Here is an 18,378-nt window from a genome sequence, read left to right on the forward strand (position 1 = left end):
CTCATGTCGCCCAAGTCACCTGCTTCCCCATACGCCGCGGTATTCATTGATTTTGAGAATGTTTATTATTTTCTCAAGAATCACTTCCACGACCCGCCCGACCTGAACGACTACGTACTCGACATCGTGCGCAGCCTGCGCGAGCAGTTGGCCGCCAAGGGCCTCGACTCGCTCATCAGCTACGCCTACGCCGACTTCGAGCGCCTGGCCACGGCCCCGCAGGGCGCCCTCTACCTCATGGGCGTGAGCACCCGCAACGTGCTCGGCACCGACCACAAAAACGCCGCCGACATGCAGCTCTGCATCGACGCGCTGGAAGTGATGTACACCCGGCCCGACATCGGCACCTTCGTGCTCGTGGCCGGCGACCGCGACTACATTCCCGTGCTGCAGCACCTGCGCCGGCAGGCCCGGCAGGTGCTGGTGGCCGGTTTCCGCGAGTCCGTGTCCGGCGACTTGCTGCAGAACATCGGCTCCGCATCCTTCATCGACGCCCGCGACCTGCTGGGCGCCGAACGCATTGAGCAGCTCGAAAAGCGCCGCACCGACCGCCTGCGCCTGCAGGAAGAAAGCCGCCGCCTGCGCGAGCAGGGCCTAGCGGGCGTGCCCACGGCCGCCGCCCTGGCCGCCCGCGAAACCGCCAAAGGGCCTCAGGTGGGCTCCATTCCCTCGGCCAGCGCGCCCCGACCGGTGGTGCCCGCGGCGCCCCGGGTTGCGTTTCGCACCGCCGACGAGGTGCCCGATTTTGCCCCGGTTCGGCCCTTGGTGCGCGACATCGAGCGCCGCACGCTGGCCTTCATTCTCAACGAGTTTCAGAAGCTGGAAGCCAAGCAGCAGCGCCGCGTGCCCGAGCTATGGCTGGGCCCGTTCATGCGCCTGCTCACCGACGAGCTGCCCGAGCTGCCCGACTACGAGCGCCGCGACCTGCTCAACCACCTGCGCGACGCCGGCACCATCCGCATCGAAAAGCGCGAGGGCGAGCCGCATCCGTTCTCGGTCATCGTGGTGAATTACAACCACCCCGACGTGCAAGCCCTGCACCCCGGCGGAGAATAGGGCGCCGGGGCCGCCGGCCCTCGGCGAAGGCCAAAATGTTGTGATGGTCAGGGTCAACAAGGCCGGGCGTTGCGGGTTGCTAAGGCATCTTTCATCCGCCAACCCTTCCACTCCCCACACATGAATGCTCCCCAATCGCAAAGCAGCCTCGGCAACAGCCAACTGGATACCACGCTGGGTGCGCTGCGCGGCGGCCTGCCCAGCGCCGCCGGCATCGCCGGCGAAAACATCACCGGCTGGATAAAAACCTTACAAGGCAACGCCCCGCTGGCCGACATCGCCGCCGAGCTACAAAGCCTCCACCAGGCGCTTCGCAGCGGCACCGCCGATGCCGCCACCCTTGCCCAGCACCTGAGCAGCCTTGGCGAGCTCACCACCCAAGCGGCCGACTCGGCCACCGCCGATGCCCAGGACAAGCTGCGCGAGCTGGGCAACGTGCTCAGCACCGCCGCTGGCCAGCTGCGCGGCTAAGCCACCGCTGCCGGCCGGCAGCGGTGCTGGTGTGCCCCGGCCGCCGGCAGGACTTTTGCGAACGGACGTCCGCTGCGTCTCTTTGAAAAGAGCCGCTCCCATGCGGCACGCGGGCATATCTGCCGATGGGTTGGCTTTTTGGGGGCTTGGCGCCGTACCTTCGTGGTCCCAAGCCAGGGTTTGGCGGCGTGCCGTGCCGGCTGGGTTCATTTTCCATTTCTCTCTTCTTCTCATGAGCTTTATTTCCGAAGTAGAATCCGGCATCAAGTCCCTGTTCACCGCCACCGGCAACGGCTTCCAGATGGACCCCAGCGCCGGCTACAGCCACATCGACCACTGGATTCAACAGCTGCGCTCCATCGACCAGCCCGTGCTGCGCCCCATCGTGGCAGAACTGGAAACCCTGCGCCGGCACATCGACGGCAACAACCCCGCCGGCATGTCGCAGGCCTTCCAGAACCTCGGCGAGCTCACCGCCCAGGCGGCCCTCACCACCCACAACTTCAGCGGCGAAGGCGACAAAGCCCGCGAACTCAGCCAGAAACTCATCGCCGCCGCCGGCAACCTGCGCCACCTGGCCAGCACGGCCGTTGCGCGCTAGCACGAGGTAGCGACGTATACTTGCGTCGCTACCTCGTTCACCAAACCTGATAAGCAGTAAAAAAGCCCGCTGAATGATTTCAGCGGGCTTTTTTACTGCTTACTTGCCTAGTACCCCATGGCCTTGTCGTCGCCGCGCGGGTCGGCGCCGCCTTCCAGCGTGCCGTCGGGCAGCACGTGGATGATGTCGAGGCGGCCCCAGGGGAGACGGGGGTTGGGGCGGTAGCCGCGGGCGCGCAGGGTGTCCTGGGCGGCGGGCAGCAGGGCGCCGGCTTCTACGTCGAGCAGGTCGGGCAGCCACTGGTGGTGCAGGCGCGGCGCGGTCACCACTTGCTGGGCGTTCAGGCCGTAGTCGACAATGCCCAGAATGCTCTGCAGCACGCTGGTGATGATGGTGCTGCCGCCCGGCGACCCCGTGACGAGGGCCACGCGGCCGTTGCGGGTGAGGATGGTGGGCGTCATGCTGCTGAGCATGCGCTTGCCGGGCGCAATAGCGTTGGCCGTGCCGCCCACCAGGCCGTAAGAGTTGGGCACGCCGGCTTTGGCCGAGAAGTCGTCCATCTCATTATTCAGCAAAAAGCCGGCGCCGGGCACCACCACTTTGCTGCCGTAGGCGCCGTTGAGGGTGGTGGTGCAGCTCACGGCGTTGCCCAGCGCGTCCACGATGCTGTAGTGGGTGGTTTGGTCGCTCTCGTAGCTGGGCAGGTTGGTGCCGGCCGTCACCTCCGAGCTGGCCGAGGCCCGGCCGCGCGAGCGCATGGAGCCGGCCCGCTGGTGGTTGTAGTCCACGTCGAGCAGCTTTTGGGTGGGCACGAGGCCAAAGTCGGGGTCGCCGAGGTAAGTGGCGCGGTCGGCGTAGGCGCGGCGCTCGGCCTCGGTGATGTAGTGCACGGCCAGGGGCGTGTGGTAGCCGGCCTGGGCCAGGTCCACGGGCTCCAGCATTTGCAGCATTTGCAGCAGGGCCACGCCGCCGGAGCTGGGCGGCGGCATCGTAATCACGTCGTAGTCGCGGTAGCGGCCGCGCAGGGGCTCGCGCCACTTGGCGCGGTAGCCATCGAGGTCGGCCTGGCTTACGAGGCCGCCGCTACGCTTCATCTCGGCCAGCAGCAGGCGGGCGGTTTCGCCGCGGTAGAAGCCGGCGCGGCCCTGGTCGCGGATGCGGGTGAGGGTGCGGGCCAGCTCGGGCAGACGCAGGGTGTCGCCGGCTTGCCAGTCGCCGCCGCCGGGGCGGACGTAGGCCGGCACGTTGCCGGGGTTGTATTTCTGAAAATCGGCGCGGGTGCGGTTGAGGCCTTCGGCTTCCTTGGTGGTGAGCACGAAGCCCCGGGTGGCCAGGGCCACGGCCGGCTGCAGCAGCGTGGGCCACGAGAGCTTGCCCAGCTGCTTGTGCAGCGTCACCATGCCGGCCACGGTGCCGGGCGTGCCCACGGCCAGGGGGCCGGCGGTGCTCAGGCCGGGCACGACGTTGCCGGCTTTGTCGAGGTACATGTCGCGCGAGGCGGCCGTGGGGGCGGTTTCGCGGAAGTCGAGCGAGCCAGCCGACCCGTTGCGGTCGCGGTAGAGCAGGAAGCCGCCGCCGCCGATGTTGCCGGCCACGGGCAGCACCACGGCCAGGGCAAACTGCACGGCCACGGCCGCGTCGTAGGCGTTGCCGCCGCGCTGTAATATCTGGGTGCCAATTTTAGAAGCCTCTGGGTGGGCCGACACCACCATGGCGTAGCGGGCCAGCTTGGGCGCCGCGGCTTTGGGAACGGGCGTGCCCAGCGAGCCCTCGAAGGCCCGCGATGTAGACGTAACCGGCCGCTCGGCCGAACAAGCCATCAGCAGGGCCAGGGAAATAGTGAGTACACGTTTCAGCATTGGGCAAAATAACGGGAATAATGCCGCCCTTGCTACCGTGCGCCGAAAATCAAAGCCCAGCCATGGCAAAACCTCGGCGATTAAGCCCCTGTCCTCGGCCAGCAGTTTTGGGGCCTTACATTTGGGCAAAACCATTTTCACCCATGGCTAAGTCGAAACCCACTGCGCCCACGGCTGCCCCGGCCACCGTTGCCGCTACTTCCAACGCGACGCCTCGCGCCCGCCGCCCTGCGCCGCTGGCCCTTGTCAAGAACGACGCCTGGCTGGCGCCCTTCGAGCCCGTGCTGCGCCAGCGCCAGGAGCGCCTGCAGGCCCGGCTGGCCGAAATCGAGCAGTACCACGGCTCGTTGCTGAACTACGCCACCGCCCACCAGCAGCTGGGTTTGAACCACGACGCCGGCCGCGGCGGCTGGGTGTACCGCGAGTGGGCACCCGGCGCCGAAGCGCTGTCATTAATCGGAGATTTCAACCACTGGGACCGGCAGGCCAACCCGTTGCACAAGCTGGATTTTGGGGTGTGGGAGGCGTTTTTGCCCGATGCCGAATACGACCAGCGCCTCGCCCACGGCAGCCGCTTCAAGGTGCACGTGGTGGCCAACGGCCAGGGCAAAGACCGCCTGCCCGCCACCCTGCGCCGCGCCGTGCAGGACGAGCAGACCAAGGATTTTGCCGGCCAAGTCTGGCGCCCCGACACCGAATTCCGCTGGACCGACCAGAAGTTCCGAACCGCCACCGCCGTGAAGGAGCCGCTGATTTATGAAGCCCACGTGGGCATGGCCACCGAGGAAGGCCGGGTGGGCACCTACCGCGAGTTTGCCGAAAACGTGCTGCCCCGCATTGAGGCCGGCGGCTACAACACCATCCAGCTGATGGCCGTGCAGGAGCACCCGTATTACGGCTCATTTGGCTACCACGTGGCCAATTTGTTCGCGGCCAGCTCGCGCTTCGGCCCACCCGAAGACCTGAAGTTTCTCATCAACGAAGCGCACCGGCGCGGCATTGCCGTGCTGCTCGACACCGTGCACTCGCACGCCGTGAAAAACGAAGCCGAGGGCCTGGCCGATTTCGACGGCTCCGGCAACCTCTACTTCCACAAGGGCGAGCGCGGCAACCACCCCGGCTGGGACAGCAAGCTGTTCGACTACGGCCGGCCCGAGGTGCAGCAGTTTCTGCTCAGCAACGTGCGCTTCTGGCTGGAGGAATACCACTTCGACGGTTTCCGCTTCGACGGCGTGACCAGCATGCTCTACCACCACCACGGCGAGGGCGTGGCCTTTGTGGGCTACGACAACTACTTTGGGCCGGCGGCCGACGAGGACGCCATTCTCTACCTGCAGCTGGCCACCACGCTGGCCCACGAGTTCAAGAAAGGCAGCCTGCTGGTGGCCGAGGACATGAGCGGCCTGCCCGGCCTGTGCCGCCCCATCAAGGAAGGCGGCGTGGGCTTCGACTACCGCCTGGCCATGGGCATTCCCGACTACTGGATTAAGCTGCTCAAGCACACCCCCGACGAGCACTGGCCCCTGGGCGAGCTGTGGTACACCCTCACCAACCGTCGGGCCGGCGAGAAAACCATTGCCTACGCCGAAAGCCACGACCAAGCCCTGGTGGGCGACAAAACGCTGGCCCATTGGCTGTTCGACGCGGCCATTTACACCCACATGCACGCCGTGGACGGCGACCCCGGCGCGGCGCGGGCCCTGGCGCTGCACAAAATCATCCGGCTGCTCACGCTGGCGGCCGGCGGCGAGGGCTACCTCACCTTCATCGGCAACGAGTTTGGGCACCCGGAGTGGGTCGACTTCCCGCGCGAAGGCAACGGCTGGGGCTACCACTTTGCCCGCCGCCAGTGGAGCCTGGGCGACAACCCGGACCTGAAATTCCATCAGATGGGCGCCTTCGACAAGGCCCTGATTCACTTGGCCAAAGCCCGCCACCTGCTGGCTGCCGGCCCGGCCACGCTGCTCAAGCACGACGAGGAAAATCAGGTGCTGGCCTTCGAGCGCGGCGGCCTCGTGTTCATCGTGAACCTGCACGTGGAGCGCAGCCTCACCGACTACCGCTTCTGGGTGACGCAGGAGGGCAAGTACCGCGTGGTGCTCTCCTCCGACAGCGCCCGCTTCGGCGGCTTCGACCGCCCCGATGAGTCGTTTGAGTACGAAACGTATGAGCACCAGCTCAGCCTGTACCTGCCCAGCCGGGTGGCGCTGGTGCTGGCGCAGGCGTAACGGAGGCGTAAGGCGACAGCGCCGACAGCCCCTCGCCAACCCCTGTAACAAAAAAACGCCGCTTAATGAGGAGCCCGGCGCGCTGATGGGGCCGGCCCCCGCGGGGTGGCGCATGGGGCGAGAGTGGGCATCAGCGGTTGAGCTTGAGGATTTCGGAGCCGGCCAGCAGAAAGGCGCCCGTGCCGTACACTTCCCAGCTGTCGGCTGAGAAGTCGCGGCGCGGGTCGGCACCGATGGGCTGCACCCAGCCCACGCGGCCTTCCGGCGACACCACTTTGCTGAGGGCCACCCAGGCTTTTTGCACGGCGGGCAGGAAGGTGGCGCGGTCCAGAATGCCGTTGTTGAGGCCCCAGGCCATGGCGTAGGTATCAAAGCCCGAGCCCGAGGTTTCGCCGCCGGGGTAGGCGGCGGGGTCGAGCAGGCTGGAGCGCCACAGGCCGTCGGGCTGCTGTAGCTGCACCAGCCGGGCACTCATTTCCTTAAACAAGCTCAGGTAGAAAGGCCGCGAGGGGTGATTGGCGGGCAGCTCCTGCAGAATTTGCACCAGGCCGCCCATCACCCAGCCGTTGCCGCGGCTCCAGAAAATGCGCTGGCCGTTGCTTTCCTTTTTGCCTTCGCCGGCCGCGTTCCACAGGTAGGAGGCATCGCGGGCAAAAAGGTGCTCCGCGTGGTTGAACAGGCGCCGGTAGGTTTGCTGGTACAGCGTGTCGTTCAGGGCCAGGTACTCGGGCTTGTTCTCCATCAGGCCCAGCTTCACGAGCACGGGCGGGCCCATAAACAGGGCGTCGCACCACCACCAGGCGATGCCGTTTTTCTGCACCTCGGGGCCGGGCACGGTGCGAAATTTCTCCACCACGGCCAGGGTGGGCGCTAGCATGCGCCGGTCCTTCTTGAGGCGGTAGAGGTTGAGGTAGGTCTGGCAGATGGCGATGTCGTCGGCGTGGTCGTAGCGGCGGTCGGGTTGCCAGTGGGTGCGCTCGCCCATGGCCAGGAGCGAGTCCAGAATCAGCCGGGATTTGGTGGCCTGATAAGCGGCAAACACCCCGGAGTAGAACGCCCCGTTGGTCCAGTCCCTCACTTGGTGCTTGGGGTGGGCCAGCTGCCAGCGCGTCGCTTTCAGCAATTGCTGCTTGATGAATTTGGGCTTGAACACGGCCTTGTCGGCGGCGCTGAGTGCCTGGGCGTGGCCGGCGCGGCCCAGGCCCAAGGCCAGCAGCAGCCCGCCCGCCAGCGGACGAAGAAAACGGAGCATAAAGATGGGGTGGGGAAGTGAGGCTGGTTGGAAAGGGGCCAGCGGCGAATTTCCAACCGCAATACTAGGCGCCGGGGGGAATAGGGCAGGGAGGCATTGAGGCAATTGGCTGCCCGCAACGCAACAAAGGCCGCCCACGCCCGGCATTCCCGCGGCCCGACGGGAGCTTTACCTTCGCACTGTGGCCTGAATAGCACCGCGCCACCCGCAGGTAGTCCCCGTCGGCCCTTCGCGTCGCCTTGCCTTCTAACCTTTCTCCGTTCGTGTTCATGCTTCCTTCGTTTTTACGTGGCCTACTGCCCCTGCTGACTGCCGCCGGCCTGGGGCTGGCCGGCGCCCCGCCCGCCACGCCGCCCGCCCACACCTTTGCCCTGGCCGCCGACCAGTTTCTGCTGGATGGCAAGCCGTTTCAGATGATTTCGGGCGAGCTGCACTACCCGCGCATTCCGCGCGAGGCTTGGCGGCAGCGCCTCAAAATGGCCAAAGCCATGGGCCTGAATACGGTGGGCACCTACGTGTTCTGGAACGCCCACGAGCCCCAGCCGGGCCGGTACGATTTTGCCGGCAACCACGACGTGGCCGCCTTCGTGCGCATGGCCCAGGAAGAAGGCCTGTGGGTGGTGCTGCGCCCCAGCCCCTACGTGTGCGCCGAGTGGGAATTCGGCGGCTACCCCTACTGGCTCCAGAACATTCCCGGCCTGAAGGTGCGCAGCCAGGAGCCGCAGTACGTGGCCGCCTACCGCCGCTACATGCAGGCCGTGGGCAAGCAGCTGGCCCCGCTGCAGGTGAACCACGGCGGCCCCGTGCTCATGGTGCAGGTGGAAAACGAATACGGCTCCTACGGCGCCGATAAGGAGTACCTCGCGTTAAACAAAAAGCTGTTTGAGGAAGCTGGCTTCGACGGCCTGCTCTATACCTGCGACCCGGTGAAGGACGTGGCCAACGGCCACCTGCCCGGCCTGCTGCCCGCCGTGAACGGCACCGACAAGCCCGGCCAAATCCGCCAGCTGGTGCGCGCCAACCACGGCGGCCAGGGGCCCTACTACGTGGCCGAGTGGTATCCCGCGTGGTTCGACTGGTGGGGCACCCAGCACCACACCGTACCCGCCGCCAAGTACTCGCCCGGCCTGGATTCGGTGCTGAAGGCGGGCATGTCCATCAACATGTACATGTTTCACGGCGGCACCACCCGCGGCTTCATGAACGGGGCCAACTACAAGGGCGACGGCACTGCGTACGAGCCCCAAATCAGCAGCTACGACTACGACGCGCCGCTCGACGAGGCCGGCAACGCCACCCCCAAGTTCTTGGCTTTCCGAAGCGTCATTGCCAAATACCGGCCGGCCGGCCAGCCCCTGCCGCCCGTGCCCGCGCCCCGGCCCAGCGTGGCCCTGCCGGCCGTGAGCCTCACCCGGACGCACCGCCTGCTCGACCGCCTGCCCGCCCCCGTGGCCAGCGCCACGCCCCTCACCTTCGAGGCGCTGAAACAGGCCTACGGCTATGTGCTCTACCGCGCCACGGTGCCGGGCGGCAGTCCCCAAACCTTAAAAATCACGGACCTGCGCGACTACGCCGTGGTGCTGCTGAACGGCCGGCGCGTGGGTTCCCTCGACCGCCGCCTTCGGCAGGACAGCCTGCGCCTGGCCCTGCCCGCCGGCCCGGTGCAGCTCGACATTCTGGTGGAAAACATGGGGCGCATCAACTTTGGCAAATACCTATTGGAGAACAACAAAGGCATCACCCGGAGCGTGCGCCTGGGCGAGAAGGAGGTGCGGGGCTGGCAGATGTTCGGCCTGCCCTTCGACCAAGCCCCGGCGGTGCCCAACGCCAGCGCGGCGGCTCCGACGGCCGACGGCGCCCCCGTACTGCGGGCCGCCACGTTCAGCGTGGTCCAGCCCGCCGACACCTATCTCGACATGCGGCAGTGGGGCAAAGGCGTGGTGTGGGTGAACGGCCACCACTTGGGCCGCTACTGGGCCATTGGGCCCCAGCAAACGCTGTACGTGCCCGCCGAGTGGCTGAAAAAAGGCACCAACGAAATTGCGGTGCTGGAACTGCTCAAGCCGCAGCAAGCCCAGCTTTCCTTCCTCAACCACCCCATTCTGAGCGAGCTGCAGCCGGGCGTGACGAAAGCACCGTAGATACGCCAACTGTTGCTTATCTACACATTCTGACGGCACTTCACCACCACAAAGCACCAATGCCATGCGCAACCCCTGCCTGTACCTACTGCTTCTCGCTGCCTGCTGCCTGGCCTGGCTGCCTAGCCGGGCGCAGCGTGCGGCGGTGGCGCCCCTAGTTCCCAAGGCAACGGAGCTACAGCCGGTGCTGGGGCCTCGCCCGCCTGCGGCGCCGAATCCGCCCACGGTGACTTACCACCCCAAGCCGGCTTCGCTGCCCGACCCGCTATTTCTACTCAATTCGATGATTATCATCGACAATGGCTTTCTGGGCATCAAGCCCACCGACATAAGCAAGCTGTACGTGTACAAAGGCGCTGACGCCCCGCGAAAGTGGCGTAGCCTGAGCACGCACGGCATCATCGACATCGTTTTGAAAGATGCGAGCAACGCCGGGCCGAAGACCCGGACGCTGGCGGAAATAGGGCAGGGGCTCGGGCTGGCGGGGCCCGTGAGCTACCTCATTAACGGCATGGCGGTGAGCGATACCGACCTGCACATTGCCGCCCAATCCATTGGCGAGGTGAAGGTGATGGCCGCCGGCGAAACCACGCTGGTTGACGTTCAGATAATTCACCGTCCGCCCGTGCCGCCGGCGCCCGACCCGTCCGGCAAGCCCCGGATAATGATTCGCGGCACGGCCGCGCTTTAACCTTTATTCGCTCCTGATGCTTGCTGTTCGATTTGCCGGGTGCCTGCTGTGGCTGCTGGCGGGCCTGGCTTTGCCCCGCGCCGCCCGCGCCCAGGCGCCGGTGGGCCTGGGCTGGGCCCGCAACAACCTGAACGGCACCGTGTTCCGCAAAAACTCCGTGGTGACGTACCGGCGCGACCAGTTCGCCGCCTACTACGACTCGGTGGGCTACGTGACGCTGGCCAAGCGCCGCCTGCCCGCCGGGCCCTGGCAGGTGCAGCGCACGCCCTACCACGGCAACGTGAAGGACGCCCACAACGTCATCAGCCTGATGGTGGACGGCGCCGGCTACGTGCACCTGAGCTTCGACCACCACAACACGCCCCTGCGCTACTGCCGCGGCCTGACGCCCGGCTCATTGGAGATGGGCCCGCTGCAGCCCATGACCGGCCAGCAGGAGCAGAAGGTGGGCTACCCGGAGTTTCACCGTTTCCCCGGCGGCGACCTGCTCTTTCTGTACCGCGACGGCGGCTCCGGCAACGGCAACCTCGTGCTGAACCGCTACTCGCTGAAAACCCGGCAGTGGACCCGCCTGCACAGCGTGCTCATCGACGGCGAAGGCCAGCGCAACGCCTACTGGCAGGCCTGCATCGACGCCCGCGGCGCCGTGCACGTGGCCTGGGTGTGGCGCGAGTCGCCCGACGTGGCTTCCAACCACGACCTGGCCTACGCCCGCTCCCGCGACGGCGGCCGCACCTGGCAGAAAAGCACCGGCGAACCCTATGCGCTGCCCATCACCGAGCGCACCGCCGAGTACGCCTGCCGCATCCCGCAGCGCAGCGAGCTGATAAACCAGACGTCCATTGCGGCCGATGCCGCGGGGCAACCCTACATCGCCACGTACTGGCGGTCCGCGGGCACGCAGGTACCTCATTATCAGCTATTTTGCCTGGCCGGTAAAGAGTGGAAGACCATGCAGGTCGGCCAGCGCACCACGCCCTTTAGCCTGAGCGGGACCGGCACCAAGAAGATTCCCATTGCGCGCCCCCAGGTGCTGGTGGGCGAGCGGCGGGGCCGCCGCACGGTGTACGTCGTCTTTCGCGACGTGGAGCGCCAGGACCGGGCCTCGGTAAGCCAGTGCACCGACCTCGCCGCCAACCTCTGGACCACCGCCGACCTCACCACCAGCCCCCTGGGCAGCTGGGAGCCCAGCTACGACACCGAACGTTGGCTAAAACACGGCGTGCTCAGCCTCTTCGTGCAGCGCACCGGCCAGGGCGACGGCGAAACCCTGGAGGCGCTGCCGCCCCAGCCCGTGCGCATCGTGGACTGGCGGCCCGGCCGCTAGCCGCGCCGGTGGGCTACTTGCCCAGCTCCAGCACTACGGCGGTTTTGGCGGGCAGCTGCAGGGTGGCCAGGCTGCTCAGGTTTTCGCCCGTCAACACGTTGCGGCCCTTCGTGAAGCCACTCATGCGCTCCGCGAAGCGGGCCGTGGGCAGCGCGGCGGGCTTATCGGTGGTGTTGCTGGCCACCATCACGGTGCCGGTGGCGTCGTAGCGGAAGTATACGTATAGGCCGTTTTCGGGCAGGTACTGCATCAGCTTACCGGAGTGCAGCACTTTGTGGTCGCGGCGGTAGGTGGCCAGCTTTCTCACGAAATCGAAGGCCTCGTTTTCGCGGGCCGAGCGGCCGGCGGCGGCGAATTTGTTGTCCTTGTCGCCGGGCCAGCCGCCGGGGAAATCCTTGCGCACCTCGGCATCGGTGGGGTCTTTGAAGTTCTTCATCAGGATTTCGGTGCCGTAGTACATGCTCGGGATGCCGCGCGTAGTGAGCAGCCAGGTCAGCCCCAGCTTGTACTTGTCGAGGTCGTCGCCGATTTCGGACAGGAAGCGGTTGTGGTCGTGGTTGTCGAGGAAAGTCACGAGCCGGGTCGGGTCCTGGTACACCACGTCCTGGGCCAGGGCCTGGTACACGCGCTGGGCACCGCCGTCCCAGCCAGAAACGGCCGGTGTGCCGGTGTCTTTCAGCGCGCCCAGCAGGGCCCCTTCGAGCACGAAATCGAGCGCACCCGGCTGGTTCGATTTGAAGGGGAAGTCAATTTTGCTGCGCGTGTAGTAGGCCTGGTCGATGCTGTTGGTCACGGCCGACTCGCCGAAGATGTGCAGACGCGGGTACTCGGCCAGCAGCGCCGCATTGCAGCGGTTCATAAACGGCTGGTCGTTGTACAAGTACGTGTCGATACGCCAAGCGTCCACGCCAAAGTTCTCGACGCACCAAATGGCGTTTTCAATCAAGTAGTTGGCCACGAATGGGTTCTGCTGGTTGAGGTCGGGCAGGAAAGGCACAAACCAGCCGTCGAGGGTGATGTTGCGGTCAATCTGCGCTGCGTGCGGGTCGGTGATGGGCGTGTAGCGGTAGGTGGTGTTGGTGTAGCTGGGCCACTGGTGCAGCCAGCTTTTCATGGGCAGGTCTTGCAGTATCCAGTGGGTGTTGCCCACGTGGTTATACACGGCGTCCTGCACCACTTTCAGGCCGGCGGCGTGGGCCTGCTGCACGAAGCTTTTGTAGGCCGCGTTGCCGCCCAGGCGGCGGTCCACGTTGTATTGGTCGGTGAAGCCGTAGCCGTGGTAGGAGGCGCGCATGGTGCCGCCCTCGGAGGTGAGCGGCTGGTTGTTTTCGAGCACCGGCGTAAACCACACGGCCGTCACGCCCAGGTCTTTGAGGTAGCCGATGCGCCGCGCCGCGCCTTGCAGGTCGCCGCCGTGGCGGAAGAAGGGGTTGGCGCGGTCGTGGTTGGGGTCGCGCATATCCGCGAACTTGTCGTTGGCCGGGTCGCCGTTGGCAAACCGGTCGGGCATGGCCAGGTAGATGAAGTCGGCCGCCGTCACGCCCAGGGCTTTGGGGGCGTTGTCGCGGGCTTTCAGGGCCCAGGTTTGCGTCACGGTCTGGGTGCCTTTTTTTCCCACCAGCCGCACCGTGCCGGGCTTGGCCGAGGGCGAGATGCTGAGGTCGAGAAAGGCGTAGTTGGGGTTCTCGACGGTATTGGTTTTTACCAGTTTCACCCCGGGGTAATTCACGGTATACGTGAGGGTGCCCGCGCCGGGCCCGTGCACCAGCAGCTGCACGTTGGGGTTTTTCATGCCCACCCACCAGTTGGTGGGGTTCACGCGGTCGATGCTGATGTTCTGGGCGTTGGCCAGCAGCGGGAGCAGCAACAGGAGCAGCAGATGGCTTTTTTTCATGTGGATTGGCTGGGTGGGAAACCAGGTATTAATAGTCAGAACGTCATGCTGCGCGCAGCATGACGTTTTGTGCAAAAGCAAAGGCTGCTACCCCCGCTTGCGGCCCTGCGTGAGCATGGCCACGGCCTCGCCGAGGCGCTTGGCGCGGGTTTCGGGCTTTTTGGCGCCTTCCAGCCAGCGCACGTACTCGCGCTGGTGGGTGTAGGCCAGCTTGTTGAAATAAGCGGCGGCTTTGGGGTTGGCGGCCAGCTGCTCGGCCAGGTCGGCGGGGGCTTCCATCTTACGCTCGGTGGCGTCGCGCGTCAGGGTCACGCGCACGGTGTCGCCCACGGTTTTGTCGATGGCTTTGCGGATTTGCTTGAGCAGGAGCAGGGCGTGGTGGCCGTCGCCGAGGGGCACGGCGCTGCCCTGGTAGGGGTAGCCGTCGAAGGTGGCCTGCACCGGAATGCGGCCGCGCGTGCCGTACACTTCCGGCACCGAAAAGGGCAGCACCACAAACACGCCGCCGTGGTCTTCGCCGGCTTCTAAAACGGCTTCAAATTCGTGTTCGGGCTGCATGCGGGGCTTTTGTTGAAGTGGCTAAAATGACGTCAGGCCACAAAGGAAACCAATTCGAGCCAAGCCGCCCGCGGAGCTTAGCCCGCAGCCACCTCGCGCAGCACGGCCTGCACGGCGGCCTCGTCGGCGGCCGGCACCACGCGCACTTCGCTGGCCTCGGCGCCGTGCCGCTGCTGCAGCTGTTGGCGCACCGCTTCGCTGGGCACCAGCACGAGGCGCGCCCGGCGCAGGGCCATGCGCTCCACTTCCAGCAGCCAGCCGCCTTCGTGGGGGCCAAAGTCGCTGGCCAGGCTTCCCGCATACAGCACCAGCGGCAGCCGCGAGCGGTTGCGGATTTCAACCGCCGCCAGCCAGGCCGGCCAGTTGGGCGCGTAAATCACCTCGAAGTCCGTGCGGCCGTGCACCAGCTGCGCCGCCTGCCGGGCGTATTGAATCATGCGAAAATTCAGGCCGTCCGCTGCCGGCAGGCGAGCGGAAAGCTCCGCTTCGGGCGCCGCCGGAATCTGCAGGGCGGCAGCGGGATTTTCCACCGCCGGCTCCGCCGCCGACACGTCCGCAGCCGAAGCTTCCAGCGTCAGGTTGTCTTCAGGGGCGGCCAAGTCGCCGGCTTCGGCGGCACCCATTTCTTCCTGGGGCTCGTCGAGGGCTTCGGCAAGGCGCGCGGTGGTGGGCTCCGAGTCGCTTGCCGCTTCCTCGTTCAGGTCCGGAGCCGTGGCTGTCGGCCCCGTTGCTTCCTCCGCTTGCGCGGGCACGGCCAGCGGGCTGAAGCCGGAGGGCCGGCTCAACGCCGCCTGGGCCAGGTCGGCCGCTTCGCGCACGCTGGACGCCGGCACCAGCGGGGCCACCGGCTGCTGCACCGACGGCCCGGCCGGCGCGCTGGCCCCGACGTAGGGCGCGGCCGGCGCGGCCCAGCGCACGCGCTGCGGGGCGTTGGCGCCGGTGGGCCACTGGCTGCGGGCAGGGCCGGCCGACGCCGGGGCTACGGTTTTGGGGGCGGGCAGCGCAGCTGGCAGCTGGGCAGAGCCCTCGGCGGAGCCGGCAGGGGCGGCCAGCTCGTCCAGCCCAACCAGCAGGGTGGTAAAGGCGGGCGTTTCTTCGCTCGCGGCGCTCATCAAGCGGCGCACGCCCACTGCTTCTGGCGCAGCCGTCTCCTCGGCCAGGATTTCCGGGGCTGCGAAGGCCGCGTCCGGTTCGGCTTCGGCAGTGGCTTGGGAAGCCGAGTGGGGCGCAGCGGCCGCTGGTGCGGCTGGCTCCTTGCCGGCAAGCTCTTCGGCATCGGCCGGCAGGTGCGGGTACAGGGCCAGCACCGACTGCTCGGCGGCGAGGTGGTAGACCAGCGGCAGGGTAGGGGGCAGGGCCGCTCCGCCGAGCACGGCCACGCTGGGGTCGGCATCGTCCCAGGCCAGCAGCAGAACGGAGAAATCGGACGGGGTCATGGCAGGCAAAAAGGGGCAAAAACGGGCCGGCGCAGGCTGCCGGGCGGGCGCGGCGCGCTATCAGTTGTCAATGCTACGCAAGCCAATTCATATATCGGCGAAAAATCTGCGCTGGCCGAAAATTTCGGCGGCAGCCAGCCCGGAAAAAGTAACTTGCGTACTTAGCCTTCACTCAACCGGCCCGGCCGGTCTTTTTTTGCCCGGCGGCGCCTGCGCGCTGCCGCTGTTTAGCCCCGCTTTTGTTTATGAATACCTCGATTCAGGAAAATAACTACATGGTGAACGACCTGGCGGCCAAAAGCCACCAGGAACATTACCCCGGCGAAGTCATTCGCTTCGACCAGCTCGACGACCACCGCTTCCTTTTCAATTGCCAAAACGGCGTGCGCCTGTTGCTGCACGTGCTGAGCGACAAAATTCTGCGCTTCCGCTACCTCACCGACGGGCCCCTCAACCCCGATTTCTCCTACGCCGTGCCCGCCGATGCCACCACGCGCCTGGCCCCGGCCCTGGTGGAATTCCGCGAAAAGCCCGACCACTACCGCCTCACCACGGCCCGCCTCATCTGCATCATTCAGAAGGAAACCCTGAAAACCCGCGTGCTCGACCGCTCGGGCACGGTGCTGAGCGACGACGAGAAAGGCTTCCACTGGGAGTACGACTACGACACCGGCAACGACATCGTGAAGATGAGCAAGCAGGTGCCGCCCGGCGTGCACTACTACGGCCTCGGCGACAAGCCCGACAACATGAACCTGCGCGGCAAGCGCTTCACCAACTGGGGCTCCGATACCTACGGCTACGTGAAGGGCTCCGACCCGCTCTACAAGAACATCCCGTTCTACCACGTGCTGCACCAGAAAATTGCCCACGGCATTTTCTTCGACAACACCTTCAAAGCCAGCTTCGACTTCGCGGCCGAGCGTGCCGACGTGACCAGCTTCTGGGCCCAGGGCGGCGAGCTGAACTACTACTTCATCTACGGCCCCACGCTGCTGGAAGTGACGCAGGAGTACACCCTGCTCACTTGCCCGCCCGAGCTGCCGCCGCTCTGGACGCTGGGCTACCACCAGTGCAAGTGGAGCTACTTCCCGGAGAGCAACGTGAAGGAAATCACGAGCGGGCTGCGCGACCGGAAGATTCCCTGCGACGCCATCTACCTCGATATCGACTATATGGAGGGCTACCGCTGCTTCACCTGGAGTAAGCAGCACTTCCCCGACCCCAAGCGCCTGGTGCAGGAGCTGGCCGACGACGGCTTCAAAATGGTCGTCATCATCGACCCCGGCATCAAGATTGACCCCGAGTATTCGGTGTACAAGGAAGGCATCGAAAACGACTACTTCTGCCGCCGCGCCGACGGCCCCCTGATGAAGGGCTCGGTGTGGCCGGGCCTCTGCAACTTCCCCGATTTTACGGCGCCGCGGGTGCGCACGTGGTGGGCGGGGCTGTTCAAGGAATTGATTCAGGACATTGGCGTGAAGGGCGTGTGGAACGACATGAACGAACCGGCCGTGTTCGAGAAAGGCACCTTCCCGCCCGACGTGCGCTTCGAATACGACGGCCACTGGGCCTCGCACCAGAAGGCCCACAACATCTACGGCATGCAGATGGCCCGCGCCACCAACGACGGCGTGAAGCAGTTTTGCTACCCCAACCGGCCCTTCACCATCACACGCAGCACCTACTCGGGCGGCCAGCGCTACTCCTCCGGCTGGACCGGCGACAACATCGCCTCCTGGGAACACCTCTGGCTGGCCAACATCCAGTGCCAGCGCCTGAGCATCTCGGGCTTCAGCTTTATTGGCAGTGACATCGGCGGCTTCGTGGACACGCCCACCGGCGAGCTGTACGCCCGCTGGATTGCGCTGGGGGCCTTCCACCCGTTCTTCCGCACCCACAGTTCCGGCGACCACGGCGACCAGGAGCCCTGGAGCTTCGGCGACGAGGTGACCGACCTGGCCCGCCACTTCATCGAGCTGCGCTACCGCCTGCTGCCCTACATGTACACCACGTTCTGGCAGTATGCCACCCAGGGCACGCCCATGCTGCGCCCGCTCACCTTCCTCGACCAAAACGACACCGAAACCTACCTGCGCATGGCCGAATTCGGCCTCGGCGACAACCTGCTGGTGTGCCCCATCACGCAGCCCGGCGCCGAGGGCCGCTGGATGTACCTGCCCCGCGGCGACTGGTTCTACTACTGGACCGACGCGCCCACCAGCGGCGGCGCCGAAGTCTGGGCCACCGCCGACCTCACCCGCATCCCGCTCTTCGTGAAGGCCGGCGCTGTGCTGCCCATGCAGCCCGTGCTGCAATACGTGGGCGAAAAGGTGATTGACGAGCTCACCCTGCACGTGTACTACAAAAACGGCACCGCCGAAAGCGTGCACTACGACGACGGCGGCGAGGGCTACGCCTACCAGGACGGCCAGCGCACCGTGCGCCGCTTCACGGTGGCCGGTTCGCCGCAGGAGTTGGTGCTCACCCAGGCCATCGAGGGCGACTACGCGCCCAGCTACGCCACCTACCGCGTGGTGCTGCACGGCGTGGCCGGCCCCATCGAAGTCACCACCGACGGCCAGCCCGCCCAAGTGACGGAAGCGACATTAGAAACCGGTTTGAAACTGCCCAGTCTGGTGGTGCCGGTGGGCTTCGGCGAGGTGCGGGTGCGCGTGGTGCCGGCGGCGGGGGAGAAGGGGGAAGTAGCGGCTTGATTTACCCTTCCTTAACCGAGGACTCTACCGCATACTTTTATGTCCATTGTTGCCCGCACTGATTTCACGCTAGACGGTGTTATGGACTTGTGAGCGAAATTAGCGGGTATGGAAGTTACCCGCCGCGCTTATCCGAGCGACGTCACC

The 18,378-nt window shown here is 66.1% G+C and carries 14 protein-coding genes; 9 read left to right on the forward strand and 5 right to left on the reverse strand.

Annotated elements, in window-relative coordinates; genetic code table 11:
• The first annotated feature begins 3 nt into the window (after positions 1 to 3).
• From JAO73_RS14620 to JAO73_RS14630, 3 genes are all read left to right on the forward strand, one after another.
• Positions 4 to 1,056, forward strand: coding sequence for an NYN domain-containing protein (locus tag JAO73_RS14620; protein WP_198977799.1), 1,053 nt, complete (start codon positions 4 to 6; stop codon positions 1,054 to 1,056).
• Between the two features lie 120 nt (positions 1,057 to 1,176).
• Positions 1,177 to 1,527, forward strand: coding sequence for a hypothetical protein (locus JAO73_RS14625; protein WP_198977800.1), 351 nt, complete (start codon positions 1,177 to 1,179; stop codon positions 1,525 to 1,527).
• Positions 1,528 to 1,759: 232 nt separating this feature from the next.
• On the forward strand, positions 1,760 to 2,128 hold the full coding sequence (locus JAO73_RS14630) for a hypothetical protein (RefSeq protein ID WP_190927322.1): 369 nt from the start codon (positions 1,760 to 1,762) through the stop codon (positions 2,126 to 2,128).
• A gap of 107 nt (positions 2,129 to 2,235) precedes the next feature.
• On the opposite strand, the gene ggt is transcribed toward JAO73_RS14630, so the two are convergent.
• Positions 2,236 to 3,987 carry a gamma-glutamyltransferase gene (gene ggt, locus JAO73_RS14635; RefSeq protein ID WP_198977801.1) on the reverse strand — a complete coding sequence of 584 codons (1,752 nt, stop codon included), beginning with the start codon at positions 3,985 to 3,987 and terminating at the stop codon, positions 2,236 to 2,238.
• Between the two features lie 143 nt (positions 3,988 to 4,130).
• Here ggt and JAO73_RS14640 point away from each other — a divergent pair, with 143 nt between their 5' ends.
• Complete coding sequence (locus tag JAO73_RS14640) at positions 4,131 to 6,215, forward strand: alpha amylase C-terminal domain-containing protein (RefSeq protein ID WP_198977802.1); 2,085 nt, start codon at positions 4,131 to 4,133, stop codon at positions 6,213 to 6,215.
• 130 nt (positions 6,216 to 6,345) lie between these two features.
• Here JAO73_RS14640 and JAO73_RS14645 read toward each other — a convergent pair whose 3' ends face one another.
• The gene (locus JAO73_RS14645) at positions 6,346 to 7,467 is read right to left on the reverse strand and encodes a glycoside hydrolase family 88/105 protein (RefSeq protein ID WP_198977803.1); all 1,122 of its coding nucleotides are present in this window, start codon (positions 7,465 to 7,467) and stop codon (positions 6,346 to 6,348) included.
• 269 nt (positions 7,468 to 7,736) lie between these two features.
• Between JAO73_RS14645 and JAO73_RS14650 the strand changes: the two genes are divergently transcribed.
• The 3 genes from JAO73_RS14650 (at position 7,737) to JAO73_RS14660 (ending at position 11,626) form a co-directional block, all read left to right on the forward strand.
• The gene (locus JAO73_RS14650) at positions 7,737 to 9,608 is read left to right on the forward strand and encodes a glycoside hydrolase family 35 protein (RefSeq protein ID WP_198977804.1); all 1,872 of its coding nucleotides are present in this window, start codon (positions 7,737 to 7,739) and stop codon (positions 9,606 to 9,608) included.
• Positions 9,609 to 9,672: 64 nt separating this feature from the next.
• Positions 9,673 to 10,299 carry a hypothetical protein gene (locus JAO73_RS14655; RefSeq protein ID WP_198977805.1) on the forward strand — a complete coding sequence of 209 codons (627 nt, stop codon included), beginning with the start codon at positions 9,673 to 9,675 and terminating at the stop codon, positions 10,297 to 10,299.
• 16 nt (positions 10,300 to 10,315) lie between these two features.
• A complete protein-coding gene (locus tag JAO73_RS14660) occupies positions 10,316 to 11,626 on the forward strand; it encodes a BNR repeat-containing protein (RefSeq protein WP_198977806.1) in 1,311 nt (436 codons plus the stop codon).
• 13 nt (positions 11,627 to 11,639) lie between these two features.
• Here JAO73_RS14660 and JAO73_RS14665 read toward each other — a convergent pair whose 3' ends face one another.
• The 3 genes from JAO73_RS14665 to JAO73_RS14675 all read right to left on the reverse strand — a co-directional run bounded on the left by JAO73_RS14665 (position 11,640) and on the right by JAO73_RS14675 (position 15,514).
• Positions 11,640 to 13,520, reverse strand: a complete 1,881-nt coding sequence (locus tag JAO73_RS14665) for an alpha-amylase family glycosyl hydrolase (RefSeq protein WP_198977807.1) — start codon at positions 13,518 to 13,520, stop codon at positions 11,640 to 11,642.
• A gap of 87 nt (positions 13,521 to 13,607) precedes the next feature.
• Positions 13,608 to 14,078, reverse strand: a complete 471-nt coding sequence (locus JAO73_RS14670) for a YdeI/OmpD-associated family protein (protein WP_190927314.1) — start codon at positions 14,076 to 14,078, stop codon at positions 13,608 to 13,610.
• 77 nt (positions 14,079 to 14,155) lie between these two features.
• Complete coding sequence (locus JAO73_RS14675) at positions 14,156 to 15,514, reverse strand: glycosyltransferase family 4 protein (RefSeq protein ID WP_198977808.1); 1,359 nt, start codon at positions 15,512 to 15,514, stop codon at positions 14,156 to 14,158.
• Between JAO73_RS14675 and JAO73_RS14680 the strand changes: the two genes are divergently transcribed.
• Together JAO73_RS14680 and JAO73_RS14685 are read left to right on the forward strand one after the other, a co-directional pair.
• Positions 15,513 to 15,785: a hypothetical protein gene (locus JAO73_RS14680; protein WP_198977809.1), complete on the forward strand. Its 273-nt coding sequence runs from the start codon at positions 15,513 to 15,515 to the stop codon at positions 15,783 to 15,785. The genes JAO73_RS14675 and JAO73_RS14680 overlap by 2 nt on opposite strands.
• Positions 15,760 to 18,231, forward strand: coding sequence for a glycoside hydrolase family 31 protein (locus JAO73_RS14685; protein WP_198977810.1), 2,472 nt, complete (start codon positions 15,760 to 15,762; stop codon positions 18,229 to 18,231). The genes JAO73_RS14680 and JAO73_RS14685 overlap by 26 nt, the downstream gene beginning before the upstream one ends.
• Positions 18,232 to 18,378: the final 147 nt, after the last annotated feature.

Source organism: Hymenobacter miniatus, assembly GCF_016427455.1.
GTDB classification, from domain to species: Bacteria; Bacteroidota; Bacteroidia; order Cytophagales; family Hymenobacteraceae; genus Hymenobacter; species Hymenobacter armeniacus.

Excerpts from the sequence above, each read along its gene's own strand:
- JAO73_RS14640 (WP_198977802.1), top strand. The coding sequence starts at position 4,131 with ATGGCTAAGTCGAAACCCACTGCGCCCACGGCTGCCCCGGCCACCGTT.
- JAO73_RS14680 (WP_198977809.1), top strand. The coding sequence starts at position 15,513 with ATGGCAGGCAAAAAGGGGCAAAAACGGGCCGGCGCAGGCTGCCGGGCG.
- JAO73_RS14675 (WP_198977808.1), bottom strand. The coding sequence starts at position 15,514 with ATGACCCCGTCCGATTTCTCCGTTCTGCTGCTGGCCTGGGACGATGCC.
- JAO73_RS14650 (WP_198977804.1), top strand. The coding sequence starts at position 7,737 with ATGCTTCCTTCGTTTTTACGTGGCCTACTGCCCCTGCTGACTGCCGCC.
- JAO73_RS14620 (WP_198977799.1), top strand. The coding sequence starts at position 4 with ATGTCGCCCAAGTCACCTGCTTCCCCATACGCCGCGGTATTCATTGAT.
- JAO73_RS14670 (WP_190927314.1), bottom strand. The coding sequence starts at position 14,078 with ATGCAGCCCGAACACGAATTTGAAGCCGTTTTAGAAGCCGGCGAAGAC.
- JAO73_RS14685 (WP_198977810.1), top strand. The coding sequence starts at position 15,760 with ATGAATACCTCGATTCAGGAAAATAACTACATGGTGAACGACCTGGCG.
- JAO73_RS14625 (WP_198977800.1), top strand. The coding sequence starts at position 1,177 with ATGAATGCTCCCCAATCGCAAAGCAGCCTCGGCAACAGCCAACTGGAT.
- JAO73_RS14630 (WP_190927322.1), top strand. The coding sequence starts at position 1,760 with ATGAGCTTTATTTCCGAAGTAGAATCCGGCATCAAGTCCCTGTTCACC.
- JAO73_RS14655 (WP_198977805.1), top strand. The coding sequence starts at position 9,673 with ATGCGCAACCCCTGCCTGTACCTACTGCTTCTCGCTGCCTGCTGCCTG.
- ggt (WP_198977801.1), bottom strand. The coding sequence starts at position 3,987 with ATGCTGAAACGTGTACTCACTATTTCCCTGGCCCTGCTGATGGCTTGT.
- JAO73_RS14660 (WP_198977806.1), top strand. The coding sequence starts at position 10,316 with ATGCTTGCTGTTCGATTTGCCGGGTGCCTGCTGTGGCTGCTGGCGGGC.
- JAO73_RS14645 (WP_198977803.1), bottom strand. The coding sequence starts at position 7,467 with ATGCTCCGTTTTCTTCGTCCGCTGGCGGGCGGGCTGCTGCTGGCCTTG.
- JAO73_RS14665 (WP_198977807.1), bottom strand. The coding sequence starts at position 13,520 with ATGAAAAAAAGCCATCTGCTGCTCCTGTTGCTGCTCCCGCTGCTGGCC.